Here is a 23,485-nt window from a genome sequence, read left to right as displayed (position 1 = left end):
CGGACCACCAGCGGTCCGGCTCCTTTCCGCGAGAACTCAGCCCTTCGAAACGCGGGCGAACTCTTCCTTCGGGTTGTTGATCTGGCCCAGCGAGATCACCTCACGACGGAACAGGCCGCCGAGCATCCAGTCGAAGAGGATGCGGATCTTGCGGTTCCACGTGGGCATCGCCTTGAGGTGGTACGCGCGGTGGAAGAGCCAGGCCGGGAAGCCCTTGATCTTCAGGTTCAGCGCGTCGGCGACACCCTTGTGCAGGCCGAGGCTGGCGACCGCACCCAGGTTCTTGTGGTAGTAGTCCTTGGGCTGGCCGCCGCGCAGGACCTTGATGATGTTCTTGGCCAGCAGGGTCGCCTGGCGCACGGCGTGCTGCGCGTTGGGCGGGCACGTCGCCGTCGGATCCTGCTCGGTGCGCGACAGGTCGGGGATCGCGGCGTTGTCGCCGGCGGTCCACACGTCGGGGTGGCCGACGACCTGCATCGCGGCGGTGGCCTCGACGCGGCCGCGCTTGTCGAGCGGCAGGTCGGAGTCGGCGAGCACCGGGTTGGCCTTCACGCCGGCCGTCCAGATGAGCGTCTCGGTGTCGAACTCGGTGCCGTCCGAGAGCACCACGTGGCCGTTCTCGAACGACTTGGCCGCGGTCGACAGGTAGACCTCGATGCCGCGCTTCTCCAGCTGCTGCACGGTGTACACGCCGAGGGTCTCGCGGACCTCGGGCAGGATGCGCCCGGCCGCCTCGACGAGCACCCACCGGATGTCGGCCGGCTTGATGTTCGGGTAGTAGTTCTCCACCGCGAACCGGGTCATGTCCTCGAGCTCGGCCAGGGCCTCGATGCCGGCGAAGCCGCCGCCGACGACCGTGAAGGTCAGCAGCTTCTTGCGCAGCTCGGGGTCGAGCGTGCTGGCTGCCTCGTCGAGCTTGGTCATGATGTGGTTGCGCAGGTAGATGGCCTCGCCGATCGTCTTGAAGGCGATGCCCTCCTCCGCCAGGCCGGGGATCGGGAGGATGCGCGCGACGGCGCCGAGCGCGACCACGAGCACGTCGTAGTTCAGCGTCTCGATGTGGCCGTCGGCCGCTTCGACCGTGACGGCCTTGCGCTCGTTCTCGATCTTGGTGACGCGCGCCGTGAGCACGTGGCAGCGCTTGAGCACGCGGCGCAGGGGCACCACCACGTGGCGGGGTTCGATCGCGCCGGCCGCCGCCTCGGGCAGGAAGGGCGCGTAGGTCATGTGCGGCTGAGGGTCAACGACGGTCACGGAGGCCTCGTTGGCGCGCAGCATCTTCTGGAGCCCGTACGCCGTGTACAGGCCGACGTAACCACCACCGAGGATGAGGATCCGAGTCGGTTCCGACTTAGCAGCCATGACTCCATAGTCGCACTCGCGAAGCGGAATCGCTCGGGTACCCCGCCCCGCTGTGACCAGCGTCGCCATGCAGGCGGTAACGATTCAGAAGAGGTTCGCCGCCGAAGCCGCGGCGGCGAACACGTCAGACACCATCGCGTGAGTCACCCGGCCGGTCTGGACATTGCGGGGCGAGACGTGGTAACAGCCGAAGAGCCGCAGGTCGCCGAGCGCGATGTCCGCCCCGTGGGCGAACGCCGGCCGCGGTGCCGGCACGGGCCAGCCGGCGTCGGCGAGCACCGGGAGGAGAGCTTGCCAGCCGAACGCGCCGAGCACGACGACGGCCCTCAGCGTCGGCGCCAGCAGCCGCAGTTCGTCGGCGAGCCAGTGGCGGCACGTGTCCCGCTCGAGCGGCGTCGGCTTGTTCTCCGGCGGCGCGCAGCGCACCGGCGAAACGAGCCGGGTGCCGCGCAGCTCGAGTCCGTCACCGATCCCGGTCGACGTCGGCTGCGACGCGAGGCCGACCTCGTGCAGCACCCGGAACAGGAAGTCACCCGACGGATCACCGGTGAACATCCGCCCGGTGCGGTTCCCGCCGTGCGCCGACGGCGCGAGCCCGACGACGGCCAGCCGGGCGTCCTCCGCGCCGAACCCGGGCACGGGCTTGGCCCAGTAGTCGTCGTTCGCGTAGGCGGCGCGCTTGGTCACCGCCACCTCCTCGCGCCACGCCACCAGCCGCGGACACGCCCGGCACCCGACGACGGCGGCGTCCAGCTCGGCGAGGCTGCGCATCAGCACCCCGCCAGCGCCGCGCGGCACAGGTGGTCCGCCGCGCGCGTTGTTTCCGGCAGCCGGTAGCGCGAGGCCAGCGCGAGCGTGAGCCGGCAGGCGTGGCCGAGGCTGATCAGGTGCCCCGCGGACACGTAGACGGGCTTCACGCCGCGCTGCGTCCGCAGGACCGCGCCGACCTGCTCGTCGCCGTCGAGCAACGGCGCGGTGTCGCCGCGCTCCGGGCCCGGCTCGGCGTGCGCGCCGACGAGCCGGGCCTTGCCGACGCCGAACGCCGGTGTCGCCGTGAGCACGCCGAGGTGGCACGCGAGCCCGAAGCGGCGCGGGTGGGCGAGGCCGTGGCCGTCGCAGGCGAACACCTCCGGCGGGTGCGCGAGCGCCCCGACCGCGTCGAGCAGCGGCGGCAGCTCCCGGAACGCGAACAGCCCCGGTTCGTACGGGAAGGTGACCTCGCCCGTGACCACGCGCTCCTCGATCACGCGCAGGTCGTCGAGGGCGAGCGTGACCGCCGCGGCGGCGATGCGCGGGCCGGCGGGGTCGTAGGCGACGTCGAGGCCGGTGACGGTCGCGGGGTGCGGGCAGGCGTCGGTGAGGTCCACCTCGCCGCGGAGGCGGTCCTGGACCTCAGTGAGCTCCGAGCCCTCGGGAACCGTGCCGGACCAGCGCATTCCGCCAGCTTTCCACAGCTGCCGTGCACCGGGTTGGCTAGGTTGGGGGCCATGCCCGACACCACCGAAGAGAAGAAGACCGACGCCGCCGAGAGCAAAGCGCCGGAGCCCGTCGACGACCTCGTCACCACCCACCACACGCTCACCGTCAAACGCCGCAAACTGGCGTACACCGCGCAAGCCGGGCGCGTCGTGCTGCGCCAGGAGGTGGTGAAGGACGGGAAGTCGGAGGGCTACAAGCCCAAGGCGGAGGTCTTCCTCACCTCGTACACCCTCGACGAGGCCGACCCGGGTTCGCGCCCGGTGACGTTCGCCTTCAACGGCGGCCCCGGCTCGTCGAGCATCTGGCTGCACATGGGCCTGCTGGGCCCGCGGCGCGTGCTGTCCGGCGACGTCGACGACCTGGTCGCGCCCCCGTACGGGCTCGAGGACAACCCCGAATCCCTCCTCGTGCACAGCGATCTGGTGTTCATCGACCCGGTGGCCACGGGCTACTCGCGCGTGGCCGAGGGCGGCGAGTCGCAGGACTACACGGGGTTCAAGGGCGACATCGAGTCCGTCGCCGAGATCATCCGGCTGTGGGTCTCGCGCAACGAGCGCTGGCTCTCACCGAAGTTCCTCGCGGGCGAGTCGTACGGCACGCTGCGCGCGGCCGCGCTGGCCGGGCACCTGCAGGACCGCTACGGCCTCTACCTCAACGGCCTGCTGCTCATCTCGTCGGTGCTCGACATGGGCACGCTGCGCTTCCACGAGGGCAACGACCTGCCGTACTCGCTCTACGTGCCCACCTACGCGGCCATCGCGCACTACCACGGCTTCCACGGCGAGCGCCCCCTCGACGACGTCCTCGCCGACGCCGAGGACTTCGCCGCGAAGGAGCTCCCGTGGGCGCTGGCCCGCGGCGCGCGGCTGTCCACTGAGGACCGCGCCGAGACCGTGGCGACGCTGGCTTCGCTGACCGGGCTGTCGGAGTCCTACGTGGACCGGGTGAACCTGCGCATCGAGCACGTGCGCTTCTTCACCGAGCTCCTGCGCGACCGCGGACTGACCGTCGGCCGCATGGACGGCCGCTTCACCACCTGGGAGGTCGACGGCGGCCGCGAGCACATGAGCGACGACCCGTCGGTGTCGCGCATCATCGGCGCGTACTCGGCCGGCTTCAACCACTACATCCGCGCCGAGCTCGGTTACCAGAACGACCTGCCGTACGAAATCCTCTCCGGCGACGTCTTCAAGGCGTGGTCCTACAAGGATTTCGAGGGCCGATTCGTGTCCGTTGTGGACTCCGTGAGCGCCGCGCTGCGCGCCAACCCGCACCTGCGGGTCCACGTCGCCTTCGGCCACTACGACGGCGCCACGGCCTACTTCGCGGCCGAACACGTCCTCGCGCACCTGAAGATCCCGGACGAACTGCGCGAGAACATCGAAACCGCGTACTACCCGGCGGGCCACATGATGTACGTCCACGAGCCGACGCGAATCCAGCAGTCGAAGGACCTCGGCGAGTTCGTCAGGCAGGCCTCGAACCGCTGACCCCGGCGGCCGGCTGCCCCGGCGCGCCGGCCATCCCCGCCACCACGGCGCGGATGGTCGGCCGCCGGTACAGCTCGCGCAGCCGCACCGACGGCAGCCCGCGCTCGTCGAGCGCCGCGTTGATCCGCACCGCGAACAGGGAGTTGCCGCCCAGCTCGAAGAAGTCGTCGTCGAGGCCCACCGGCACCCCGAGCACGGTGCTCCAGACCGTGCGCAGCGTCGCCGACAGGTCGCCGCCCGCCGCGGGCTCCGGGGGCGCGGCCGTCGGCACGGCGGGCGCCGGCAGCTTCGCCGCGTCGAGTTTTCCGTTGGTGGTCAACGGCAGCGTCGGCAGCGGGGTGATCGTGGCGGGCACCATGTACTCCGGCAGGAACCGCATCGCCCGGCGGCGCACCTCCGCGGGGGCACCGCCCGGTTCGAGCGTGACGTAGGCGTCCAGCCGGGCACTGGCCGCGTCGGCCGGGTCGGCGCGGCGCACCACCACCGCGGCGGCCCGCACGTGCGGGTCCTCCAGCAGCACCGACCGGATCTCGTCCAGCTCGATGCGGAATCCGCGCATCTTGACCTGGCTGTCGATGCGGCCGAGGTGCTCGAGCTCGCCGTCCGGGCGCAGCCGGCCGAGGTCGCCGCTGTGGTAGACGCGCCCGTCCGGACCGGCGCGGAACCGTTGCGCCGTCAGTTCTTCCTGGTTGAGGTAGTGCGACGCGACACCCGCGCCGCCGACCACGATCTCCCCCGCGACCCCCGGCGGGACCGGCCGCCCGGCCGGGTCGAGCACGGCCACCGACCAGCCGGGCAGCGGCGGTCCGACCGAGCGCGAAGCGGCGAGCGCGTCCGCGCGGGTGAGCGTGGTCGCGGTCACGTGCACCGTGGTTTCGGTGATGCCGAACATGTTCACCAACCGGCACGACGGTTCGGGGTGCCGGTCGAACCACGGCAGCAGCATCCGCGCGTCCAGCGGTTCGCCGCCGAAGACGACCAGGCGCACCGCGAGGTCGTCGTGGGCCACCGAAAGCAACTGGGCGAACGCCGACGGCGTCTGGCTGAGCACCGTGACGCGCTCGGCGCGGAGCAGGTCGCGGAACTCGCCCGGGTCCCGGGAGACGAAGTAGGGCACCACGACGAGCCTGCCACCGGTCACCAGACAGCCCCAGATCTCCCACACCGAGAAGTCGAACGCGCTGGAGTGGAACCACGTCCACACCTCGCCGGGGCCCAGCCCGTACTCCGCGCGGGTCGCGTCGAGCAGGGCGAGCACGTTGCGGTGCGGGACGACTACGCCCTTCGGCCGCCCGGTCGAGCCGGAGGTGTAGATCACGTACGCGGGATCGTCCGGGGTGATCGTGGTCGTTACCGGGCCGCCGGCGCCCGGCTCGTCCGGCGTGACGCGGATTTCGACCGGCAGGCCGGGCGAGCGGGTGACGGCCACGCGCAGGCCGGCGTCGGCGGCGGTGTGCGCGAGCCGCTCGGCCGGGTAAGCCGGGTCGAGGGGCACGTAGGTGGCGCCCGCCTTCAGCACGCCGAGCAGCGCGACGACCAGCTCGGCCGAACGCTCCAGGCACACCCCGACGCGTTCGCGCTCCCGCACGCCCCGGGCGCGCAGGCCCGCGGCCAGCGCCGTCGCCCGCTCGTCCAGCTCGCGGTAGGTCAGCCGGAGGTCGCCGTCGCACAGCGCGACCTCGTCCGGCCGCGCCGCCACCACCCTGGCGAACGCTTCCGGCAGCGTCGCGGGAACGGTGACCAGCTCGGCGTCCGGCCTGCCCAGCGCCGCGACCCGCGCTCGTTCGCCGGCGTCGAGGAGTTCGACGTCCTCGACCCGCTTTTCCGGCGCGGTGAGCACCTGCGTGTGGACGTGGCGCAGGTGCCGCAGGAACCCGGCGGCGATCTCCGGTGCGACGAAGCGGAGCAAGTGGTCGCACCGCAGGCGGACGCCGCCGGGACCGGGCAGCACGGAGACGGTGAGCGGGAACGGCGGTGCGAGGCAAGGCACGTACTCGCCTTCGCCGGGACCGCCGTGGTACAGCCCGGCCGACACCGGACGATCCACTGTGGACGGACGGAGCTCACCGATCGTCTCCGCCGGCGGGAACTCGACCGCGCCCCGGTCCGTCGCCACCGCCGGGTCCGCCGTGCCGTACCGCGCCAAGGTGATCGCCAACGCGGCCAGCCAGCTGCGTTCGGTGCCTGCTTCCGCCGCGAGGAACGTCGTCGCGGCCCCGTTCGCCCGGGGATCGCCCAGGCCCCATTCCGGGACCTCGGCCGAGACCGCCACCGGGGTGTCCGGCCGCGCCGCGAGCCCGAACCCGGCCAGGTCGTCGACGTCGCGGCGGGCGACGAGGACCAGCTCCGCGCCGTCGGTGTAGCGCAGCAGCACCGCCCGCGACGCCGCGGCCGGGCGGTTCAGCTCGGCCGCGCGGCGGCGCCGGGCCGGCGGGTCGTCCGCCGCCGCGGGGACGTCGGTCACCCACAGCCCCGGTCGCGTTACCGACTCGGCCACCCGGACCGCGAGCGCGTGGCAGCGTTCTCCCGACACCGATCCTCCAGACACCGTTCCTGCTCTCCTGCACTCAGCGGGCGCTGAACCCGCCGTCGACGGTCAGCACCGATCCGGTCACCTGCCGGGCGTCGTCGGAGGCCAGGTAGACCACCGCGCCCGCCACGTCCTCCGGCTCGACCAGCGCGTTCATCGGCTGCGCCTGGACGAACGTCTCCTCGTGCTCGGCCACCGGAACCTCCAGCGACCGCGCGATCTCCGCGAGCATCCGGCCCTCGACCGCGGGCTCGTCGCGGACCGAGCCAGGGCAGACGGCGTTGACGCGCACCTTCATCGGCGCGTAGTCGAGCGCGGCCGCCTTCGTCAGCCCGATCAGCCCGTGCTTCGCCGCCACGTAACCGGCGAAGTGCCGGTAGCCGACCAGCCCGGCGGTCGAGGCGATGTTCACGATGCTGCCCGACCGCTGCTCGCACATCGTCTTGCCGACGGTGCGGATCAGCCGCCACGCGCCGGACAGGTCGACGTCGAGCATCAGCGCCCACTCGTCCGGCCCGATCTCGTGCACCGGTTTGCCCGAAGGCGCGGCGATCCCGGCGTTGTTCACCACCACGTCGATCCGGCCGAACCGGTCGCCCGCGGTGGCGATCACGCGTTCGACCGCCGCGAGGTCGCGCACGTCCGCCCGTTCGGTCAGCACCACCGCGCCCGCTTCGGCGCACCGGTGCGCGGTGTGCGCGAGCTGCCCGTGGGTCCCCAGCGGGTAGGGCACGCCGGGGAGGTCTGCGGCGATGTCGACCAGCAGCAGGTCGGCTCCCTCCGCGGCGCAGGCGAGGGCGGTGGCCCGGCCGAGACCGCGGGCCGCGCCGGTGATCACCACCGTCTTGCCGCTCAGCCGCATCCCAGGCTCCCGCGGATCAGGCCGAGCAGCTCGGTCCGGGAATCGACGAGGTGCATGTGGCCGCCGGGCAGTTCGGCGTACTCGAAGTCGCGGCCCGCCACTTTCACCCAGCCCGCGACCTCGTCGGCGGTCACGAGCTCGTCGTCCCGCCCGCGCAGCGCGGTGATCGGTACGGGCAGCGCCTCGTCGGCGTGCGGCCGGTAGTTCTCGTGCATTTCGACGTCGGCCCTCAGGGTCGGCAGGATCAGCTCGCGCATCTCCTCGTCGGCCAGCGCGTCGTGGCGGTAGCCGGCGAACTCGGCGACGCGGCGCAGGAACTCGTCGTCGGGCAACCCGGTCGCCCGCTGCCGGCGCGGGCTGCCCGGCTCCGGCGAACCGCTGGCGAACAGCCGCCGCACGACCGTGCCCCTGGCGACGAGCCGGTGCGCCAGCTCGTACGCCAGCACGGCGCCGAGGCTGTGCCCGAACAGCGCGACCTCGTCGTGCTCCGCGGGCAGCTCGGCGAGCAGGCCCTCGACCGCCGCGAAGACGTCGGTGTACGGCTCGTCGTCGATCCGCCGTTCCCGGCCCGGCAGCTGCAGCGGCACCACGACCAGCTCGTCACCGGCTTCTGCTCGCCAGGGCTGGAAGAACGACGCACCCGCCCCGGCGAACGGCAGGCAGAGCAGGGCCGTGCTCATCGCGGGAGCTTCTCGTCGTAGGACACCAGCAGTTCGGAAAGCCCGCGACTGGTCGAGTTGTCGTAGAGCCACTTCGGCGGTTCCGCAAGGCGCAGGCCGGGCAGCCGGCGCAGCAGCGTGGTGAACGCGATCTGGCCCTCCACCCGGGAAAGCGGGGCGCCCGCGCAGAAGTGCGCGCCGTGCCCGAACGACAGGTGCCGGTTCGGCGAGCGGCTGATGTCGAGCCGATCGGGGTCCTCGAACTGCTCCGGGTCCCGGTTCGCCGACGTCATCATCAAGTGGACGAACGCCTCCTTCGGGATGTCCACGCCGGCGATCTGCATGTCCTCGGCCGCGACGCGCAGCGTGCCGCGGAACACCGGCGCTTCGAAGCGGAGGAACTCCTCGATCGCGGTCGGCGCCAGCTCGGGCCGCGTGCGCAGCAGCTCCAGCTGGTCCGGGTGGCGCAGCAGCGCCTCCGTGCCGTTGCCGATCAGGTTCGCGGTCGTCTTGTGCCCGGCGATGATCAGCAGGACCAAAGTGGACACCAGTTCGTCGTCGCTGAAGACGTCATCCTCGTCGGCGGCGCGGACCAGCGCGCTCACCAGGTCCTCACCCGGTTCGGTCCGGCGCGCGGCGATCTGCTCCTTGAGGTAGCTCTCAATCTGCTCGCTGGCCCACTTGAGCCGCAGGTTCGTCTCCTCGTCCGGGTAAGGCGCGCCGGAGAGCAGGGTGCCCCACTCGTGCAGCCGCGGCCGGTCCGCCAGCGGCACCCCGAGGAATTCGCAGATCACGCGCATCGGCAACGCGAACGCGAACTCCGAGACCAGGTTGACCGGACCGGTCGCGGGCAGCGCGTCGATCAGCTCGTCGGTGATCTCCTGCACGCGGGGGCGCAGCAGTTCCATCCGCCGCGGGGTGAACGCCTTGGCGACCAGCTTGCGCAGCCGGGTGTGCTCCGGCGGATCGGCGACGAGCATGTTCTTCGTCAGCACCGGGCTCGAATCGGCCAGCAGCGCGCGGAACCACTCCGGCGCGTTGTCGGTGCGCTTCGACAGCCGCGGGTCGCTGAAAGCCGCGCTGACGGTCGCGTAGTCGACCACGATGTAGGCCTCGGCGCCCGGCGGGTGGTTGATCTTGTGCACCGGGCACTGCGCGCGCAGTGCAGCCAGGTCGGCGTGCCGGTTCTCCCCGGGATCGTTGAAGAACTCCGGCGGCAGCACGGCGGCTTCCGGGGCGGAAGGTTCGATCGTCATGGCTCTCCTCCAGGATCGGGAACAGCGGGATCAGGCGACGGCGAGTTCCTCGGGCGGGCGCAGCCGGAAGATCGTCTTGCTGAGCATCGGCAGCGCGAAGACCGTGCCGACGATCGCCATCGTCGCGAACACCCAGGTGGGACCTGCGTTGTCGAAGATCGCCCCGACGCCGAAGATGCCCAGCGGCTGGGCGATCAGGGAGATGAACATGACCACGCCGATCACCCGGCCCTGCAGCCGGTCGGGCACCAAGGCGCCGATGTAGCTCATGAACAGCGCGCCGAACACGCCCGCGCGCAGGAAGATCAGCGCGACGAGGAAGCCGAGCGGGATCGCGTTCGGCACCACGATCAGCAGCACCGCGGCGACCGGGCCGACCCACGTGGCGTACATGATCACGACGACCGGGCGCAGCCGCTTGAGCAGGAAGTTGGACAGCAGCGCGCCGGTCAGGCCGCCCGCCCCGGCCACCGCCAAGGTCACGCCGATGGTGCTGTCGCCGGCACCGCGTTGGTGTGCGGTGGCGATCAGCGCGAGGAAAACCCCGGAGTGGTTGAAGGCCATGTTCGAGCCCATCACCCAGAAGATCATCCGGCCCAGGATCGGCTGGCGGATGATGAAGCGGAAGCCGTCCAGCGGCCTGCTCTTCGCCACCGGCGCGGCGGCTTCGGCCTTTTCGGCTGTTTCGGCGACGGACTCGGGTTGCGCCGGAGCCTGCGTCGGCTTGCGGATGAAGAAGAACACCACCCACGACGCCAGGAACGCCACCGCCGCGGACAGGAACGGGAATCCGCGCCCGAGCCCGTAGAACCAGCCGCCGATCGGCGGGCCGACCACGGTCGCGCCGAAGAACCGGATCTGCGTCTGCGACGTCGCCTGCGTCAGCTGCGACGCGGGCACGAGCTGTTTGATCGCGGCCAGCCCGGCCGGCTGCTGCACACCGAGGCAGGCCGAGGACAGCACCGCCAGCCCCATCACCAGCGGCACCGACACGTGGCCGAGCGAGGCCAGCACGCCGAAGACGGCGAGCAGCACCATCCGCACCGCGCTGGTGACCATCAGGATGAGCTTGCGGTCGAACTTGTCCGCGATGCTGCCGCCCGGGATGGACATCAGACCCGCGGTGAGCAGCTGCACGGAACCCACGGCGCCGGCCCACGTCGCCGAGCCGGTTTCGGCCAGGATCAACAGCGGGTAGGCGATCTCCGCCGATTCTTTCGCCACGGAGGCGAGGAATTCCCCGATCCACAGCGCCTGGAAATCACGGTTGCGGCGCAGCGGTTTTTCCTGGGGCGGCTTTTCCGGCGGCGCGCCGATCTGTGCTTCGGTCACGTTCGGTTCAGCGGACATCATCTGCCATTTCTGTGGGACGGGCTCGGGTCGGGTTTTCCTCGGCCGGCGGCAAGAGCGCGCGCAGGGTCGCGGCCAGTTCGTCGACGTGCGGGGGCGCGAGCATCGACCAGTGATCGCCCGGGACCGGCACGATCGAGACGCCCCGCGGGTAGAGCCGCCGCGGCGGCGGCCCGCCGGCGGCCGCCGTCAGCAGCAGCACCGGGCCGGGCACCGGACGCGGGCGGTAGCGCAGCAGTGCGGTCAGGTTCCGCACCATGCGCCGGCGCAGCTCGGGCGCGGCGCGCAGCGCACCACCCGCCGGCCCCAGTCCGCAGAGCACCGCCAGCTGAAGCCGCACCGTGCCGGCCAGGTGGCCCGGGTCCCCGCCGATCGGCCACCCCGGCCGGTCCGGTGGCCTGCCGTCGAGGCAGACCAGGGTGTCCACGCGCTCCCCGGCCGCGGCGAGCTGCACCGCCATCTCGTGCGCGACCACAGCGCCGAACGACCAGCCGCCGACGGTGTAGGGCCCGGCCGGCTGGACCCGCCGCAGCTGCGCGACGTGTGCGGCCGCGATCCGCTCGATCCCGGTGACGCCCGGCGGCGCGTCGAGGCCGTGCACCGGACGGTGCCCGGCCAGCCGCTCGGTCAGGGCGCGGTAGGGCAGCGCGGTCCCGGTCGAATCCGCGGCGAGGAACAACGGGCGCGTGGCGGGTTCGGCCGCGGCTTCGGCTTCGCCGAGTCCGGCCAGCCGCAGCAAGCCGCCGAACGTGGGCGTCCGGCTGAAGTCCGCGACCGACACCGGCCGTCCGGTGCGGCTGACCGCCCCGCACAGGTCCAGTGCCAGCAGCGATTCCCCGCCCAGCGCGAAGAAGTCGTCGGACTCGGCCGCCGACGCGACGCCGAGGGTGGCGCACCACAGCCGGGCCAGCTCGGCGCCGGGTGCCTCGGCCGGGACCGGCGCGCTCCCTACCGTGAGGGTGCGTTCGCGGTTGGGATTCTGCGCCGCGTAGGGATGCCCGACTGGCACGCTGCCGCCGTCCAGCTCGGCGCCCGGCACCGCGGTCGGACGGACGAGCTCAGGATTCTCCGCCGGGTAAGGGTGCCCGACCGGCACGTTACCGCCGTCCAGCTCGGCGCGCGGCGCCTCGGCATGGACCGGCGCGCTCCACAGCGCGGCCGGGCGGACAAGCTCTGGATTCTGCGCCGCGTGAGGATGCCCGACCCACACGCTGCCGCCGTCCAGAGCGTCGGATGCGTCGGCCGACACCGGCTGCACTGGCGCGCTCCCGGCCGCGGCCGGGCCGTCGAGCCTGGGATCCGCCGTGTCAGGATGCCCGACCCACACGCTGCCGCCGCTCAGCTCGGCGCGCGGCGCCTCGGCACGGACCGGCGAGCTCCGCACCGCGGCCGGGCGGACGAGCTCGGGATCCTCCGCCGCGTAAGGATGTCCGGGCAGCCCGACCCGCACGCTGCCGTCGTCGAGCGCGCCGATCACCGCGTCGACGCCGCGTTCCCACAGTGCGCCGAGCGCCTGCAGCAACGCGCGTTCGGCGTCGTCCTCGGCGCGCCCGAGCAGCGGTACCGCCGCGATCCCCGGCCGCCACGCCGGATGCCGGCGCAGGGTCGCGATCATCGAGCTGCCCGGGCCCAGTTCCAGCACCGCGTCGCAGGAGCTCGCCAGGAGGGTGGCCGCGCCGTCGCCGAGCCGGACGGGCCGGCACAGCTGACCCAGCCAGTAGTCCGGCCGGCGGACGTGCTCCGGATCGGCCCAGCCGCCGGTCTCGTCGGCGATCATGGGGATCCGGGGCACGCGAGCCGGGATCGCGGCGAGCGCCGGCCGCAGCTGCGCCGCCGCCGGGACCATCGAGGCCGAGTGGAAGGCCCGACGGTTCGCCAGTTCGCGCACGGCCAGACCGGACAGCGTGGAGCCGGCCAGCAGACCGTCCATAACGGACTCCGGGCCGGACAGCACGGTGGCACCGGGCGCGGTGATCGCCATGACGACCCCGGGGTGACCGGACAGCCGCTCGGCGAGTTCGTCCGGTTCGGCGCGCACCGACGCCATCCGGCCGGGTTCGGTGGCCGCCATCGCCCGACCGCGGGCCAGCACGAGCCGGGCCGCCTCGGCCGGCGTCCAGACTCCGGCGAGCACGGCGGCGGCGTACTCCCCGACGCTGTTGCCGAACAACGCCGCCGGCCGAAGTCCCCAGTCCCGCAGCTGCGCGCCGAGCGCCACGGCGAGCGAGACGAGGCCGAGCTGCTGGTGCACGGTGTCGGCGAACCACGGCTCGCCGGCCGTCCCGTCCCCCACCACCGGACCGAGTTCCGGCCCGTCCGCGCCGAGGACGGCGGCGCGGAACTCTTCGAACGCGGACCGGAACTCCGGCAGCAGGCGGTACGCGGCCCGTCCCGCGGGACCGCGGAGCACACCCTGGCCGGGGAAGAGGAAAGCCACCTTCGCCGGTTCGTCGGACACCGGCGCCTGCGCTTCGCCCAGGCGGGCCACGGCGGCGTCGAGGTCATCCGCGACGACGGCCGTACGGTGCCGGTACATCCGCCGGGTGGCCAGGGTCCGCGCGACCGCGGGAAAGGCCGGTGGCTCCGCGGCGCCGCCCAGGTGCCCGGCCAGCTCCGCGCGCAGCCCGGCGAGCGCGTCCGGCGTCGCGGCGGACAGCGCCAGCAGCCGCGGCCGCCGTGACGGCGCGGGCAGCGTCCGCCGGGGCGGTTCCTGCAGCACGACGTGGGCGTTCGTGCCGCCGACGCCGAACGCGCTCACGGCCGCGAGCCGCACCCCTCGAGCCGGCCACGGCCCAGCCTCGGTGACCACGTGGAACGGCGAGGAAGCCAGGTCCAGCAACGGGTTCGGCCGGCCGAAGTGGACGGTCGGGACGAGCTCACCGTGCTCCAGCATGAGTACCGTCTTGATCAGCCCGGCCACGCCGGCGGCCGCGCCGGTGTGCCCGAGGTTGCTCTTCACCGCACCCAGCCCGCAGCTGCCCGGGGCCGCGGTGCTCGCCCGGAAGACGTCGGTCAGCGCCGCCAGCTCGACCGGGTCGCCGAGCCGGGTCGCGGTGCCGTGGGCTTCGACGTAGTCGAGGTCGGCCGGGTCGATCCCGGCGACCTCGTAGGCCAGCCGGACCACCTCACTCTGCCCGGCCACGGCGGGTGCGGTGTAACCGAGCTTGTCACCACCGTCGTTGTTGACGGCCGAACCGGCTATGACGGCGGCGATCCGGTCCCCGTCGGCAAGCGCGTCGGACAGTCGTTTCAGCACGACCACGCCGACCCCTTCGCCCGGCACCGTGCCCGCGGCCCGTTCGTCGAAGGGACGGCAGTGCCCGTCCGGCGAAAGGATCCCGCCTTCCTGGTACACGTAGCCGCACTCCCCGGGCGGGAACACCGCGACACCACCGGCCAGCGCCGCGTCGCATTCACCGCCGGCCAGCGCCCGCACGGCGAAGTGGACCGCGGTGAGCGACGTCGAACAAGCCGTCTGCACGGTGACCGCCGGTCCGCGCAGGCCCAGCTTGTACGCGACGCGCGAGGTCAAGAAGTCCTTCTCCGCGCCGATCACGCGGGCCAGCGGGCCGGCGTGCTCGCCACCGCGCGGGTTGAACCGTTCGGCGCCGCCGTACACCCCGATCCGGCCGGCGAACCGGCTGGGATCCAGCCCGGCGTCGTCGATCGCGGCAGAGGCGCACTCGAGGAAAACCCGGTGCTGGGGATCGGTTCCCGCGGCTTCGGCGCGGCTGTAGCCGAAGAACCGCCAGTCGAAGCCCGCCGCGCCGGGCAGCACTCCCTTGGCCGGCACGAAACCCGGCTGCCGGGTCAGAGCGGGGTCCGCGCCCGCGGCCCGCAACCCGTCGGCGGTGAATCGCGTGATGCCCTCGCGGCCGGCCCGCAGGAGCGACCAGTACTGCCCGGCGTCCGGGGCGCCGGGATAGCGGCAGGCCAGGCCCACCACTGCCACGGCCGTCACGCGGCGCTCGCTTTCCGGACGAGCAGCTGCAGTCCGGCCGCGGTCGGCGTGCGGAGGAAATCTCGCAACTGCACGCGGACGCCGAGCCGGTCGCGGATCAGGCGGATCAGCCGGACCGCGCCCATCGAGTTGCCGCCGATGGTGAAGAAGTCCGTGTCCGCGCCGATCTCCACCGCAGCTCCGTCCAAGGATTCGGTCAGCAAGGCGATCATCGCGGCCAGCCCCGGCTCGTCGGCCTCGGCCGGCGGCGCGCTCGCCGGCCCGGCTCCGGCCGCCACTGCCCGGCGATCCACCTTTCCGTTGCCGGTCAACGGAATCCGCTCGAGCACCGACCACAGCGCGGGCACCATGTACGCCGGCAGGCGCTGCGCCAGCGCCGCTCGCAGCGCAGCGGTGTCCGCCGGCCGGCCCCCGGCCGGCACGATCCCGGCCACCAAGCGTTTCGTGGCACTGTCGTCGCCGGCCACGACCACCACCGCGTCCTGCACACCCGCTTGCGCGGCCAGCACGTCGCTGATCGCGGACAGTTCGATCCGGTAGCCGCGCAGCTTCACCTGATCGTCTCCGCGGCCGAGGAAGCGCAGCCGCCCCTGGCTGTCGAGGCGGACCAGGTCCCCCGTGCGGTAGAGCCGTTCCGGCACGTCCCGGGAGAACCGGCCGAACCGGCGGCCGGTCTCCGCCTCGTCGCCGAGGTACCCCAGCGCCAGCCCCTCGCCGCCGGTGTACAGCTCGCCGACGGCACCAGGCGGCACGAGCCGGCGCCGCTCGTCCAGCACGTAGACCCGGGTGCCGGGCAGCGGCGTGCCGATCGGCAGCGGACCGGCCACCTCGTCCGGCTCGCGGACGCTGCAGGTGGTGGTGAACGTGGTGTTCTCGGTCGGGCCGTAGCCGTTGGTGACGACCAGGCCGGGGTGCCTTCTCAGGAGGCGGGCGACGTGGTCGTGTGGCACCACGTCGCCGCCGGTGAGCAGCTGGCGCAGCTTGCCGAGGGTGTCCCCGGCGAACTCCTCGACCAGCCGGAACAGCCCCGCGGTCAGCCAGGCCACGGTGACCGCGCGCTCGTGCAGGAACTCGCCGAGCTCGCGCGGCGCGGCGAACCCGGCCGGGTACACCTCCAGCGTCGCGCCGGTGAGCAGCGCGCCCCACAGCTCCAAAGTGGACGCGTCGAAGGCCAGCGGGGAAAGCCGCAGCATCCGTTCGCCCGGGCCGAGCCGGACGTACCCGGCCTCGTGCACCAGCCGCAGCACCGCCCGCTGCGGCACCACGACGCCCTTCGGCACGCCGGTCGACCCGGACGTGAACGCCACGTAAGCCGGACGGCCGGGATCCTCGCCGGGGAAGACCGGCTCGCCGGTCGGTTCGGGCCAGTCCGCCCGCCACGCCTCGACGATCGGGACGCCACGCACCCGCTCCGCCGCCCGGGCCTCCACCAGCGCGGCGGCCGGAGCGGCCGTCGCCAGGATCCGGTCGGTGTGCGCGGCCGGCTGGTCCAGCTCGACGCCGACGTACGCCGCCCCCACCGACACGATGCCCAGTACCCCGACCACCTCGGCGATCGACCGGTCCAGTGCCACCAGCACCCGGGCGCCGGGGCCCACGCCGGCCGCCCGCAACAGCTCCGCCTGCCGGCGCACCGCGCGCGCCAGCTCGGCGTAGTTCAGCTCCGTGTCACCCGCGCGCACCGCCGGCGCGTCCGGGCGCTGCTCGGCGATCTTCCGGAACAGCGCGTCGAGCGTCACGCGTGGGAATTCGCGGCGGGTCTCGTTAAGTGCGATCAGCAGGGCGCGTCGTTCCGGTGCCAGGCAGCGGACCTCCTCCAGCACCGTGTCCCCTTCGGCGGCCAGCTGTCCGACGGCTTCGCGGAAATCGGCGGCGAACCCGGAAGCCTCCGCCTCGCTCCAGACCGCGGTGGCGTATTCGACGTGCCCGGCCAGCGCCGGCTCCGACCGGCCGATCAGCATCGTCAGGTCGAACTGCGCCCCACCGCCGTGCAGCTCGTCCACGCGCAGTTCGGCGTCCGAAGTGGACAGCCGCGGCGGGACCAGCTGGTCGTGCATGCCGAAACACACCTGGACCAGCGGATGCGCCCCGAGCGTGCGCTCGATGCCCAGCCCCGCCACGATCTCCTCGAACGGCAGGTCGCCCGCATCCATGCTGCGGGCCAGCGACCGCTGCACCGAGCGCACGTACTCGACGGCCGACCGGTCGTCGTTGATGTCCACCCGCACCGGGACCAGATTCCCCGTGACCGCGACGAGTTTCGCGAGCTCCGACGTCCCGCGCCCCGTCAGCGGGACCCCGACCAGCAGCCGCCGGGCGCCGGTCCACCGGCTGAGCGTCAGCCCGAACGCGGCCAGCAGGACCGCGAACCGGGTTACCCCGAGCGTGCTCGCCCGCGCCGCGACCGCGCCGCTCACCGCCGGGCCGAGGTCGAGCGGCAGCCGCGCGCCGGAGGCGTCCTGTTCGGCCGGGCGTTGCCGGTCCGCGGGCAGCTCCAGCACCGACGGCACCCCGTCGAGCTCCGTCCGCCAGAACGCCAGCTGCCGGTCTCGCTCACCACGGGTGGCTTCCTGGTGCTCGGCCAGCACCCGCACGCCGATCCCCGGCTCGGGGAACGGATCCGCCGCACCGCGCACCAGCGCGTCGTACCGGGTGAAGATCTCCCTCAGCAGCAGGCCGACCGACCAGCCGTCGAGCACCATGTGGTGCGCCTGCACGATCAGCGCGCCGCGGCCGGCGCCGGCGACGAACGCGAACCGGACGCCCGGCGCGGCCGTCAGGTCGAACGGCGCTCGCCCGGTCTCGGTCGCGATCCGCCGGACGAACCCGTCGAAATCGCCGGCCGCACCGTCGTCGACGTACTGGGTGAACGGCGCTGCGAAGGGCGTGACGACCGTCCGCACCACGTCGCCGTCCTCCTCCCGGAAGACGGTGCGCAGGTTCTCGTGGCGGTCGACGGTGGCCTGCACCGCCGTGGCGAGGTGGTCCCCGGCCAGGTCCCCCCGCTCGGCCACGCAGGCGAACACCAGGTTGTACGGCGAACCTCCGGTGAACCGTTCGATCAGCCACATCCCGCGCTGGGTGGCGGAAACCGCCGTCCGCTCGGGTGCGGCCGCGGCCGGCTCCGGGGCCGGCTCGACCGCGGTGGGCACGTCGGCGAGGATCTCGTCCAGTGGTGCGCCGGACAACAGCCGGGCCACCGGGATCCGCACCCCCAGCCGTTCCCGGGCCAGAGCGACGAACCGCATCGCCCGCAGCGAATCTCCGCCGAGCTCGATGAAGCTGTGGGTGGCAAATCTGCGGGCGTCGGCCTCGCCGCCCAAAGCGGCCGCCGCGCACTCGTGCAGGGTCATCTTCAGGTTCTCCCCGGAAGATCGTCGAGCGGGCTCAGGAATCGTGGTCGGCGGAGTTCGCGCGCAACGCGCCGAGCAAGCGCTCTCGGCTGCCGAGCGCCGTGCCGGCAGACGCCGGCCCGGCCGGGGCGGCGATCAGCTCGGCCTGTCCGCGCACGGTGCCGGCGCGGAACAAATCGGTGGTGCGCAACGGGCGTCCCGAAACCTGGCTCAGCTTCTCCACCAGGATGACGAGCCGCAGCGAGTCACCTCCGGCGTCGAAGAAGCTCACGTCGTCGCCCACGTCGTCGGTGTCGAGTACCTCGCACCAGACCGAACGCACCAGCGCGCGGCGGGCGGCCGGATCGGTCGGATCGAGGACGGGGTCGGGTTCTTCGGCGAGCACGGTTTCCTCCACGGATCGGGCGAGCGCGGCGGCGCTGGCGCGCAACGCGGTGAGCAGGCCGGCCACAGTGGCCGGCCGGAACAGGGGGGCGGGGTGGTCCAGCAGCAGCTCGAGCCTCGCGTCTTCGCACAGGCGGACGAACAGGGCCAGGTCGAACTTGCTGTACTGCGGTTCGAGCGGGCGGTACCGCACGGTGACCCCGGACGCGAAGACCGGCACTTCCGGCACTTCGGCGAGGTTCACCAGCACCGAGGTGAGCGGGCTGCGGGCGACGTCCCTCCCCGGAGCCAGCTCGGCGGCGACGTCGGGCAGCGGCGCGTCCGCGTCCACGAACGCCGCGGTGCTCGCCGCGCGGCTCTGCCGCAGCAGTTCACGCCAGGTCGTCCGCTCGTCGAGGGTCATCCGCAGCACCAGCGTGGTGCCGAACATGCCGACGACCCCGGCCGCTTCCGGGTCGTCGCGCCCCGGCCAGACCACGGCGAACAGGAAGTCCCGCTGCGCGGTGGTCCGGGCCAGCGTCGCGGCGAGGAGAGCCACGCCGGCCATGAACACGGTGGCGCCCTCCGCCGTCGCCGCGGCGAGCACGCGTTCGGTCACGTCGGCCGGGAGCTTCGTCTCGGCCGAAGAACCGACCAGCGACAGGTCCGGATCCTCCGGTGGGTGGTCGTAGGGCAGCGCGATCTCCGTCGGCGCGCCCCGCAACCGCTCCACCACGGCGGCGACCTGCTCGGCCACGTCTTCCGGAGCCGCCGGACGGAGCACTTCCGCCGGGTGCGGCGCCGACGGCAGCCCGGGTTCCACGCCGGCGCACCACGCCCGGTACACCGTCGCGATTTCGTCCACCACCAACCGTCGCGACCACCCGTCGAAGACGATGTGGTGCACGGTGAGCACGAGCAACGTGCATTCACCGTCCACTTTGAGCACTTCCGCGCGCGCGGGTGCTTCGGCCGCCAGGTCGAAGGGTGAGTAGCAAAGGGCTTCGACCATTCGGCCCAGTTCTTTCCTCGGCCATCCGTCCCGCTCGAAGTCGATTAATCCGACTTCCGGAACGGTCCCTTCGGTGCAATATTCAACCTGGCGGAGCGCATGATTCAAGCGAAAACGCGCGCGCAACGACGGATGCCGCCCGAAAACGTGCTCAACCGCTGCGCGCAGCACCTCGTGCCGCACCGCTCCGGTGAATTCGAGAACGGTCGGCAGCAGGTACGACGGGCGCAGCCGGTCGATCTGGTCCAGCACCCAGATACCCTGCTGAGCAGCAGTAACAGGCGTCCAGATGGCATCCTCGCGCAAGACAGGCACCCTTGTTCGCCGCACCTTCCCCAGGCGCGGAGCGGCAAAATCGGACAAAACGAAAATGAAATACAGGTCGTTCCCACACCTCGCGCCGAAGCAGCGGGCATTAACCCCGCTTCGCGTCGAGTGATCAACCTCTTCCCCAGTGGCCGGAAAAACGTTCCGACCGGCAGCGCCGATGTTAAGAACTTCCCGGAAGCGATGTCAAGCGATCCCATCCCGCCGAAGGTCGCATTGACATGATCTTGAAAGCGCTGCTTCAATACGACACCGCGGGGAAGCGGTGCCGCGCACCAAGGGCGATGCGCGCACCGGCACACGGGGGACCACGAAATCGAGTATTCGTCCACTGGGGTGGAACTTTTTTGGCGTGCGCGCCCACCTGCATTCCGATGCCCGCGGTCGCCGGCTGCCCGGCCTGGCGGCCCGCGCGGTATGCCATTTTTCCGACGGTGCGCAGGACGGGACAGCGAATGCGAGAACAGGAGACGTCGAGCATGACCCTCAGCGAGGCCAGACCCACCGGGTGCCCGGTGGATGCCGGCTCCGACGATCTTGTCGATCCGCACTTCTACACCGGCGGCGACGCTCGCCGGGTCTGGCGGGAACTGCGCGCCCTCGACAGGCTGAGCTGGCACCAGGTCGACGAACACCGCGGGTTCTGGTCGGTCGTCACCTACCACGACGCCGACCGGGTCCTGCGCGACTACGCCACTTTCACCTCGGAACGGGGCACGCTGCTGGAGCTGCTCGGCACCGACGATCCGGCGGGCGGCCAGCAGCTTGCCGTCACCGATCCGCCCCGGCACACCAGCCGGCAGGCCCAACTGAAGAAAGCGCTGGCGCGCAAGTCCGTCGACCGGCAGCGCGACATGATCCGCCCGCTCGTGATCGACCTGCTCGCTCCGCTCGCCGACGGCGGGGTCTTCGACTTCGGCCGGGCCATGCTGGCGATGCCGATGTCGGTCACCGGGACGATGATGGGCCTGCCGCCGGAGGATTGGCCGGCACTGACCCGGCTGACGACCCAGTGCATCGCGGCGGACGACCCGGATTTTCAGGAGCCGGGCGGGAAAAAGGCCACGCTCGAGACCGCGCACCGCGAGCTGTTCGCCTACTTCCAGGACCTGGTCCGCTTCCGCGGCGACCACCTGGGCGACGACCTGCTCAGCGTGCTGATCTCGACCCGGTTCGAAGGCCGCCGCATGTCGCCGGGCGAGGTCGTCGCGAACTGCTACAGCCTCCTGCTCGGCGCGAACGTCACGACCCCGCACGCGCCGACGTTCACCCTCGCCGAGATGACCGGCACCGGGGTGCTGGAGGACTGGGCGGCACACCCGGAACTGACCACGTCCGGGATGGAGGAGGCGCTGCGCTGGGCCTCCCCGGTGAACCACGTGCTGCGCTACGCGACGAAAGACACCGTGCTGCGGAACACGCCGATCGCGGCGGGGCAGGCGCTGGTCGTCTGGCTGGGCTCGGCGAACCGCGACGAGGAGGTCTTCGCCGACCCGCACACCTTCGACATCCGCCGCCGGCCGAACAAGCACCTCGCGTTCGGCATCGGCCCGCACTACTGCGTCGGGCACAGCGTCGCACGCGTCAGCCTGAAGATCCTGTTCCACGAGCTCTTCGCCCGGTATGAAGGATTCGAGTCCGCGAGTGCTCCCGAGCGGCTGATCTCCAACTTCGCCTCGGGGTACAAGAGCGTGCCCATCACCGCCCGACCACGAAAGGGAAAGACTGCATGAAGCTCCGCAGGATCGGCACGGACCCGGCGACCCGCCGCGAGGTGAGCGCGCTCTGCCTCGGCGCGATGACCTTCGGCACCACGGTGGACGAGGAGACGTCCTTCGCGATCCTGGACCGGTTCGTCGCCGCCGGAGGCACCTTCATCGACACCTCGAACAACTACGCGTGGTGGGCCGAGGGGACCCAGGGCGGCGAGAGCGAGGCGCTGCTCGGGCGGTGGCGCAAGAGCCGCGGCATCGGCGACGAGGTCGTGATCGCCACGAAGCTCGGGGCCCGCCCGCGGGTGCCCGGCGGCGGCTTCGCCAACCCGGAAGGCTTGTCCGCCAAGGTGATCCGGGAGTCGGCCGACCGGAGCCGGGAAACGCTCGGCGTGGAGACCCTCGGCCTGCTGTACGCGCACATCGAAGACGCGAACACGCCGTTGCAGGAGACCGTCGAGGCCTTCGGCGAGCTGGTCGCCGACGGCACCGTCGGCCTGCTCGGCGCGAGCAACCACTGGATGTGGCGCGTGGAACGGGCCCGCAACCTGGCGGCGGCCGCCGGTGTGCCCGGCTACGACGTGCTCCAGTACCACCACAGCTACCTGCGGCCGCGCACCGACATTCCCAGCCGCCGCGCCAAGGACGGCAACCAGGGCGTGGCGACCGGCGAAGTGCTGAGCTACCTGCGCGAGCAGCCGGGCACGGCGCTGGTCGCCTACTCCGCGCTGCTGGGCGGCGCGTACGTGCGCGACGACCGCCCGGTCGACGCCGATTTCGTGCACCCCGGCACCGACGCCAGGCTGGCGGCGCTGCGCGAGGTGGCGAAGCAGACCGGGGCGAGCGCGAACCAGGTCGTGCTGAGCTGGATGATCGGCCACGAGCTGCCGATGTTCCCGTTGGTCGGTGCCTCCTCGGTGGCCCAGCTGGAAGACAGCCTCGCCGGGGTGGAGCTGGAACTGTCCGCGGACCAGCGGGCCCGGCTGGACGCCGCGCAGTGACGACGGTTTCCGGTGCCGTGGGCGCGAACGCGTGGCTGCGCGTCTTCGCCCCGGTACCGCAAGCCCGCGCCCGCCTGCTGTGCTTCCCGCACGCCGGCGGCGCCGCGGGCCTGTACCGGCCGCTCGCGGCGGCGCTGGCACCGGAAATCGAGCTTGTGGCGGTGCAGTACCCCGGCCGGCAGGACCGGTTCGCCGAGCCGTGCGCGGACTCGGTGGCCGGGCTGGCCGGGGGTGTACTGGCCGCACTCGGTGCGCTCGCCGATCGCCCGCTGGCGCTGTTCGGGCACAGCCTCGGCGCGACCGTCGCGTTCGAAACGGCTTGTGCGCTCGAGAAATCCGGCCGGGCGGAGCCGGCGCGTCTGTTCGTGTCGGCCCGTTCCGCGCCGCACCACGCTCGCGCCGTCGACGTGCGGCTGGACGACGACACGGACCTGATCGGCTACGTCCGCCGGCTGGGTAGCGCGAACGGGGCCTCGCTGCAGCTGAGCGAGGAGCTGTGGCCGATGGTCCTGCCCGCGTTGCGGGCGGATCTGCGCATCGTCAACACCTACCGGTTCACCGGCGGTGCTCGCCTGCGCTGCCCGATCAGCGCGCTGGCGGGCGACGCGGACCCGGAGTACCCGCTCACCCAGATCCGGGATTGGGCGGCGTACACCTCCGGCGAATTCGACCTGGAAGTGCTGTCCGGTGGGCACTTCTACCTGGAGCAGCACACCACCCGCGTGGCCGGGCTCGTCGCGCAGCGGCTGGTGCCGAGCTGACCGATCG

Annotated in this window: 15 protein-coding genes; 4 read left to right on the top strand and 11 right to left on the bottom strand. The window is 72.4% G+C overall.

What is annotated here, in order from left to right; genetic code table 11:
• Positions 1-36 precede the first annotated feature (36 nt).
• The 3 genes from I6J71_RS03335 to I6J71_RS03325 all read right to left on the bottom strand — a co-directional run bounded on the left by I6J71_RS03335 (position 37) and on the right by I6J71_RS03325 (position 2,798).
• Positions 37-1,362 carry an NAD(P)/FAD-dependent oxidoreductase gene (locus tag I6J71_RS03335; protein ID WP_204093372.1) on the bottom strand — a complete coding sequence of 442 codons (1,326 nt, stop codon included), beginning with the start codon at positions 1,360-1,362 and terminating at the stop codon, positions 37-39.
• Positions 1,363-1,446: 84 nt separating this feature from the next.
• Positions 1,447-2,133: a uracil-DNA glycosylase gene (locus tag I6J71_RS03330; RefSeq protein ID WP_204093371.1), complete on the bottom strand. Its 687-nt coding sequence runs from the start codon at positions 2,131-2,133 to the stop codon at positions 1,447-1,449.
• On the bottom strand, positions 2,133-2,798 hold the full coding sequence (locus I6J71_RS03325) for an endonuclease V (RefSeq protein ID WP_204093370.1): 666 nt from the start codon (positions 2,796-2,798) through the stop codon (positions 2,133-2,135). Before I6J71_RS03325 ends, I6J71_RS03330 begins: the two co-directional genes overlap by 1 nt.
• A gap of 51 nt (positions 2,799-2,849) precedes the next feature.
• Between I6J71_RS03325 and I6J71_RS03320 the strand changes: the two genes are divergently transcribed.
• Positions 2,850-4,331, top strand: a complete 1,482-nt coding sequence (locus I6J71_RS03320) for a S10 family peptidase (protein ID WP_204093369.1) — start codon at positions 2,850-2,852, stop codon at positions 4,329-4,331.
• Here the strand turns inward: I6J71_RS03320 and I6J71_RS03315 are convergent.
• Genes I6J71_RS03315 through I6J71_RS03280 form a run of 8 tightly spaced genes read right to left on the bottom strand, consistent with a single transcriptional unit; the run spans position 4,309 to position 19,983 of the window.
• Entirely contained in the window at positions 4,309-6,864 is a 2,556-nt protein-coding gene (locus I6J71_RS03315) for a non-ribosomal peptide synthetase (RefSeq protein WP_204093368.1), read from the bottom strand. The genes I6J71_RS03320 and I6J71_RS03315 overlap by 23 nt on opposite strands.
• Positions 6,865-6,898: 34 nt before the next feature.
• Complete coding sequence (locus I6J71_RS03310; RefSeq protein WP_204093367.1) at positions 6,899-7,723, bottom strand: SDR family oxidoreductase; 825 nt, start codon at positions 7,721-7,723, stop codon at positions 6,899-6,901.
• Complete coding sequence (locus I6J71_RS03305) at positions 7,714-8,403, bottom strand: thioesterase II family protein (protein ID WP_204093366.1); 690 nt, start codon at positions 8,401-8,403, stop codon at positions 7,714-7,716. The genes I6J71_RS03310 and I6J71_RS03305 overlap by 10 nt, the downstream gene beginning before the upstream one ends.
• Entirely contained in the window at positions 8,400-9,638 is a 1,239-nt protein-coding gene (locus I6J71_RS03300; RefSeq protein ID WP_204093365.1) for a cytochrome P450, read from the bottom strand. Before I6J71_RS03300 ends, I6J71_RS03305 begins: the two co-directional genes overlap by 4 nt.
• 30 nt (positions 9,639-9,668) lie before the next feature.
• The gene (locus I6J71_RS03295) at positions 9,669-10,970 is read right to left on the bottom strand and encodes an MFS transporter (RefSeq protein WP_239154397.1); all 1,302 of its coding nucleotides are present in this window, start codon (positions 10,968-10,970) and stop codon (positions 9,669-9,671) included.
• A gap of 7 nt (positions 10,971-10,977) precedes the next feature.
• On the bottom strand, positions 10,978-14,949 hold the full coding sequence (locus tag I6J71_RS03290) for a type I polyketide synthase (RefSeq protein WP_204093364.1): 3,972 nt from the start codon (positions 14,947-14,949) through the stop codon (positions 10,978-10,980).
• Positions 14,946-18,302 carry a non-ribosomal peptide synthetase gene (locus I6J71_RS03285; protein WP_204093363.1) on the bottom strand — a complete coding sequence of 1,119 codons (3,357 nt, stop codon included), beginning with the start codon at positions 18,300-18,302 and terminating at the stop codon, positions 14,946-14,948. The genes I6J71_RS03290 and I6J71_RS03285 overlap by 4 nt, the downstream gene beginning before the upstream one ends.
• 34 nt (positions 18,303-18,336) lie before the next feature.
• A complete protein-coding gene (locus tag I6J71_RS03280) occupies positions 18,337-19,983 on the bottom strand; it encodes a condensation domain-containing protein (protein ID WP_204093362.1) in 1,647 nt (548 codons plus the stop codon).
• 500 nt (positions 19,984-20,483) lie between these two features.
• Here I6J71_RS03280 and I6J71_RS03275 point away from each other — a divergent pair, with 500 nt between their 5' ends.
• From I6J71_RS03275 to I6J71_RS03265, 3 genes are read left to right on the top strand one after another with little or no spacing between them, the layout of a single operon-like run.
• A complete protein-coding gene (locus I6J71_RS03275) occupies positions 20,484-21,737 on the top strand; it encodes a cytochrome P450 (protein ID WP_204093361.1) in 1,254 nt (417 codons plus the stop codon).
• Complete coding sequence (locus tag I6J71_RS03270) at positions 21,734-22,717, top strand: aldo/keto reductase (protein ID WP_204093360.1); 984 nt, start codon at positions 21,734-21,736, stop codon at positions 22,715-22,717. Before I6J71_RS03275 ends, I6J71_RS03270 begins: the two co-directional genes overlap by 4 nt.
• Complete coding sequence (locus tag I6J71_RS03265) at positions 22,714-23,478, top strand: thioesterase II family protein (protein ID WP_204093359.1); 765 nt, start codon at positions 22,714-22,716, stop codon at positions 23,476-23,478. Before I6J71_RS03270 ends, I6J71_RS03265 begins: the two co-directional genes overlap by 4 nt.
• Positions 23,479-23,485: the final 7 nt, after the last annotated feature.

It is taken from the genome of Amycolatopsis sp. FDAARGOS 1241, from assembly GCF_016889705.1.
GTDB lineage: Bacteria > Actinomycetota > Actinomycetes > Mycobacteriales > Pseudonocardiaceae > Amycolatopsis.
The sequence above is the reverse complement of the archived record's forward strand: the minus strand, read 5'-3'. Positions and strand labels throughout refer to the sequence as shown.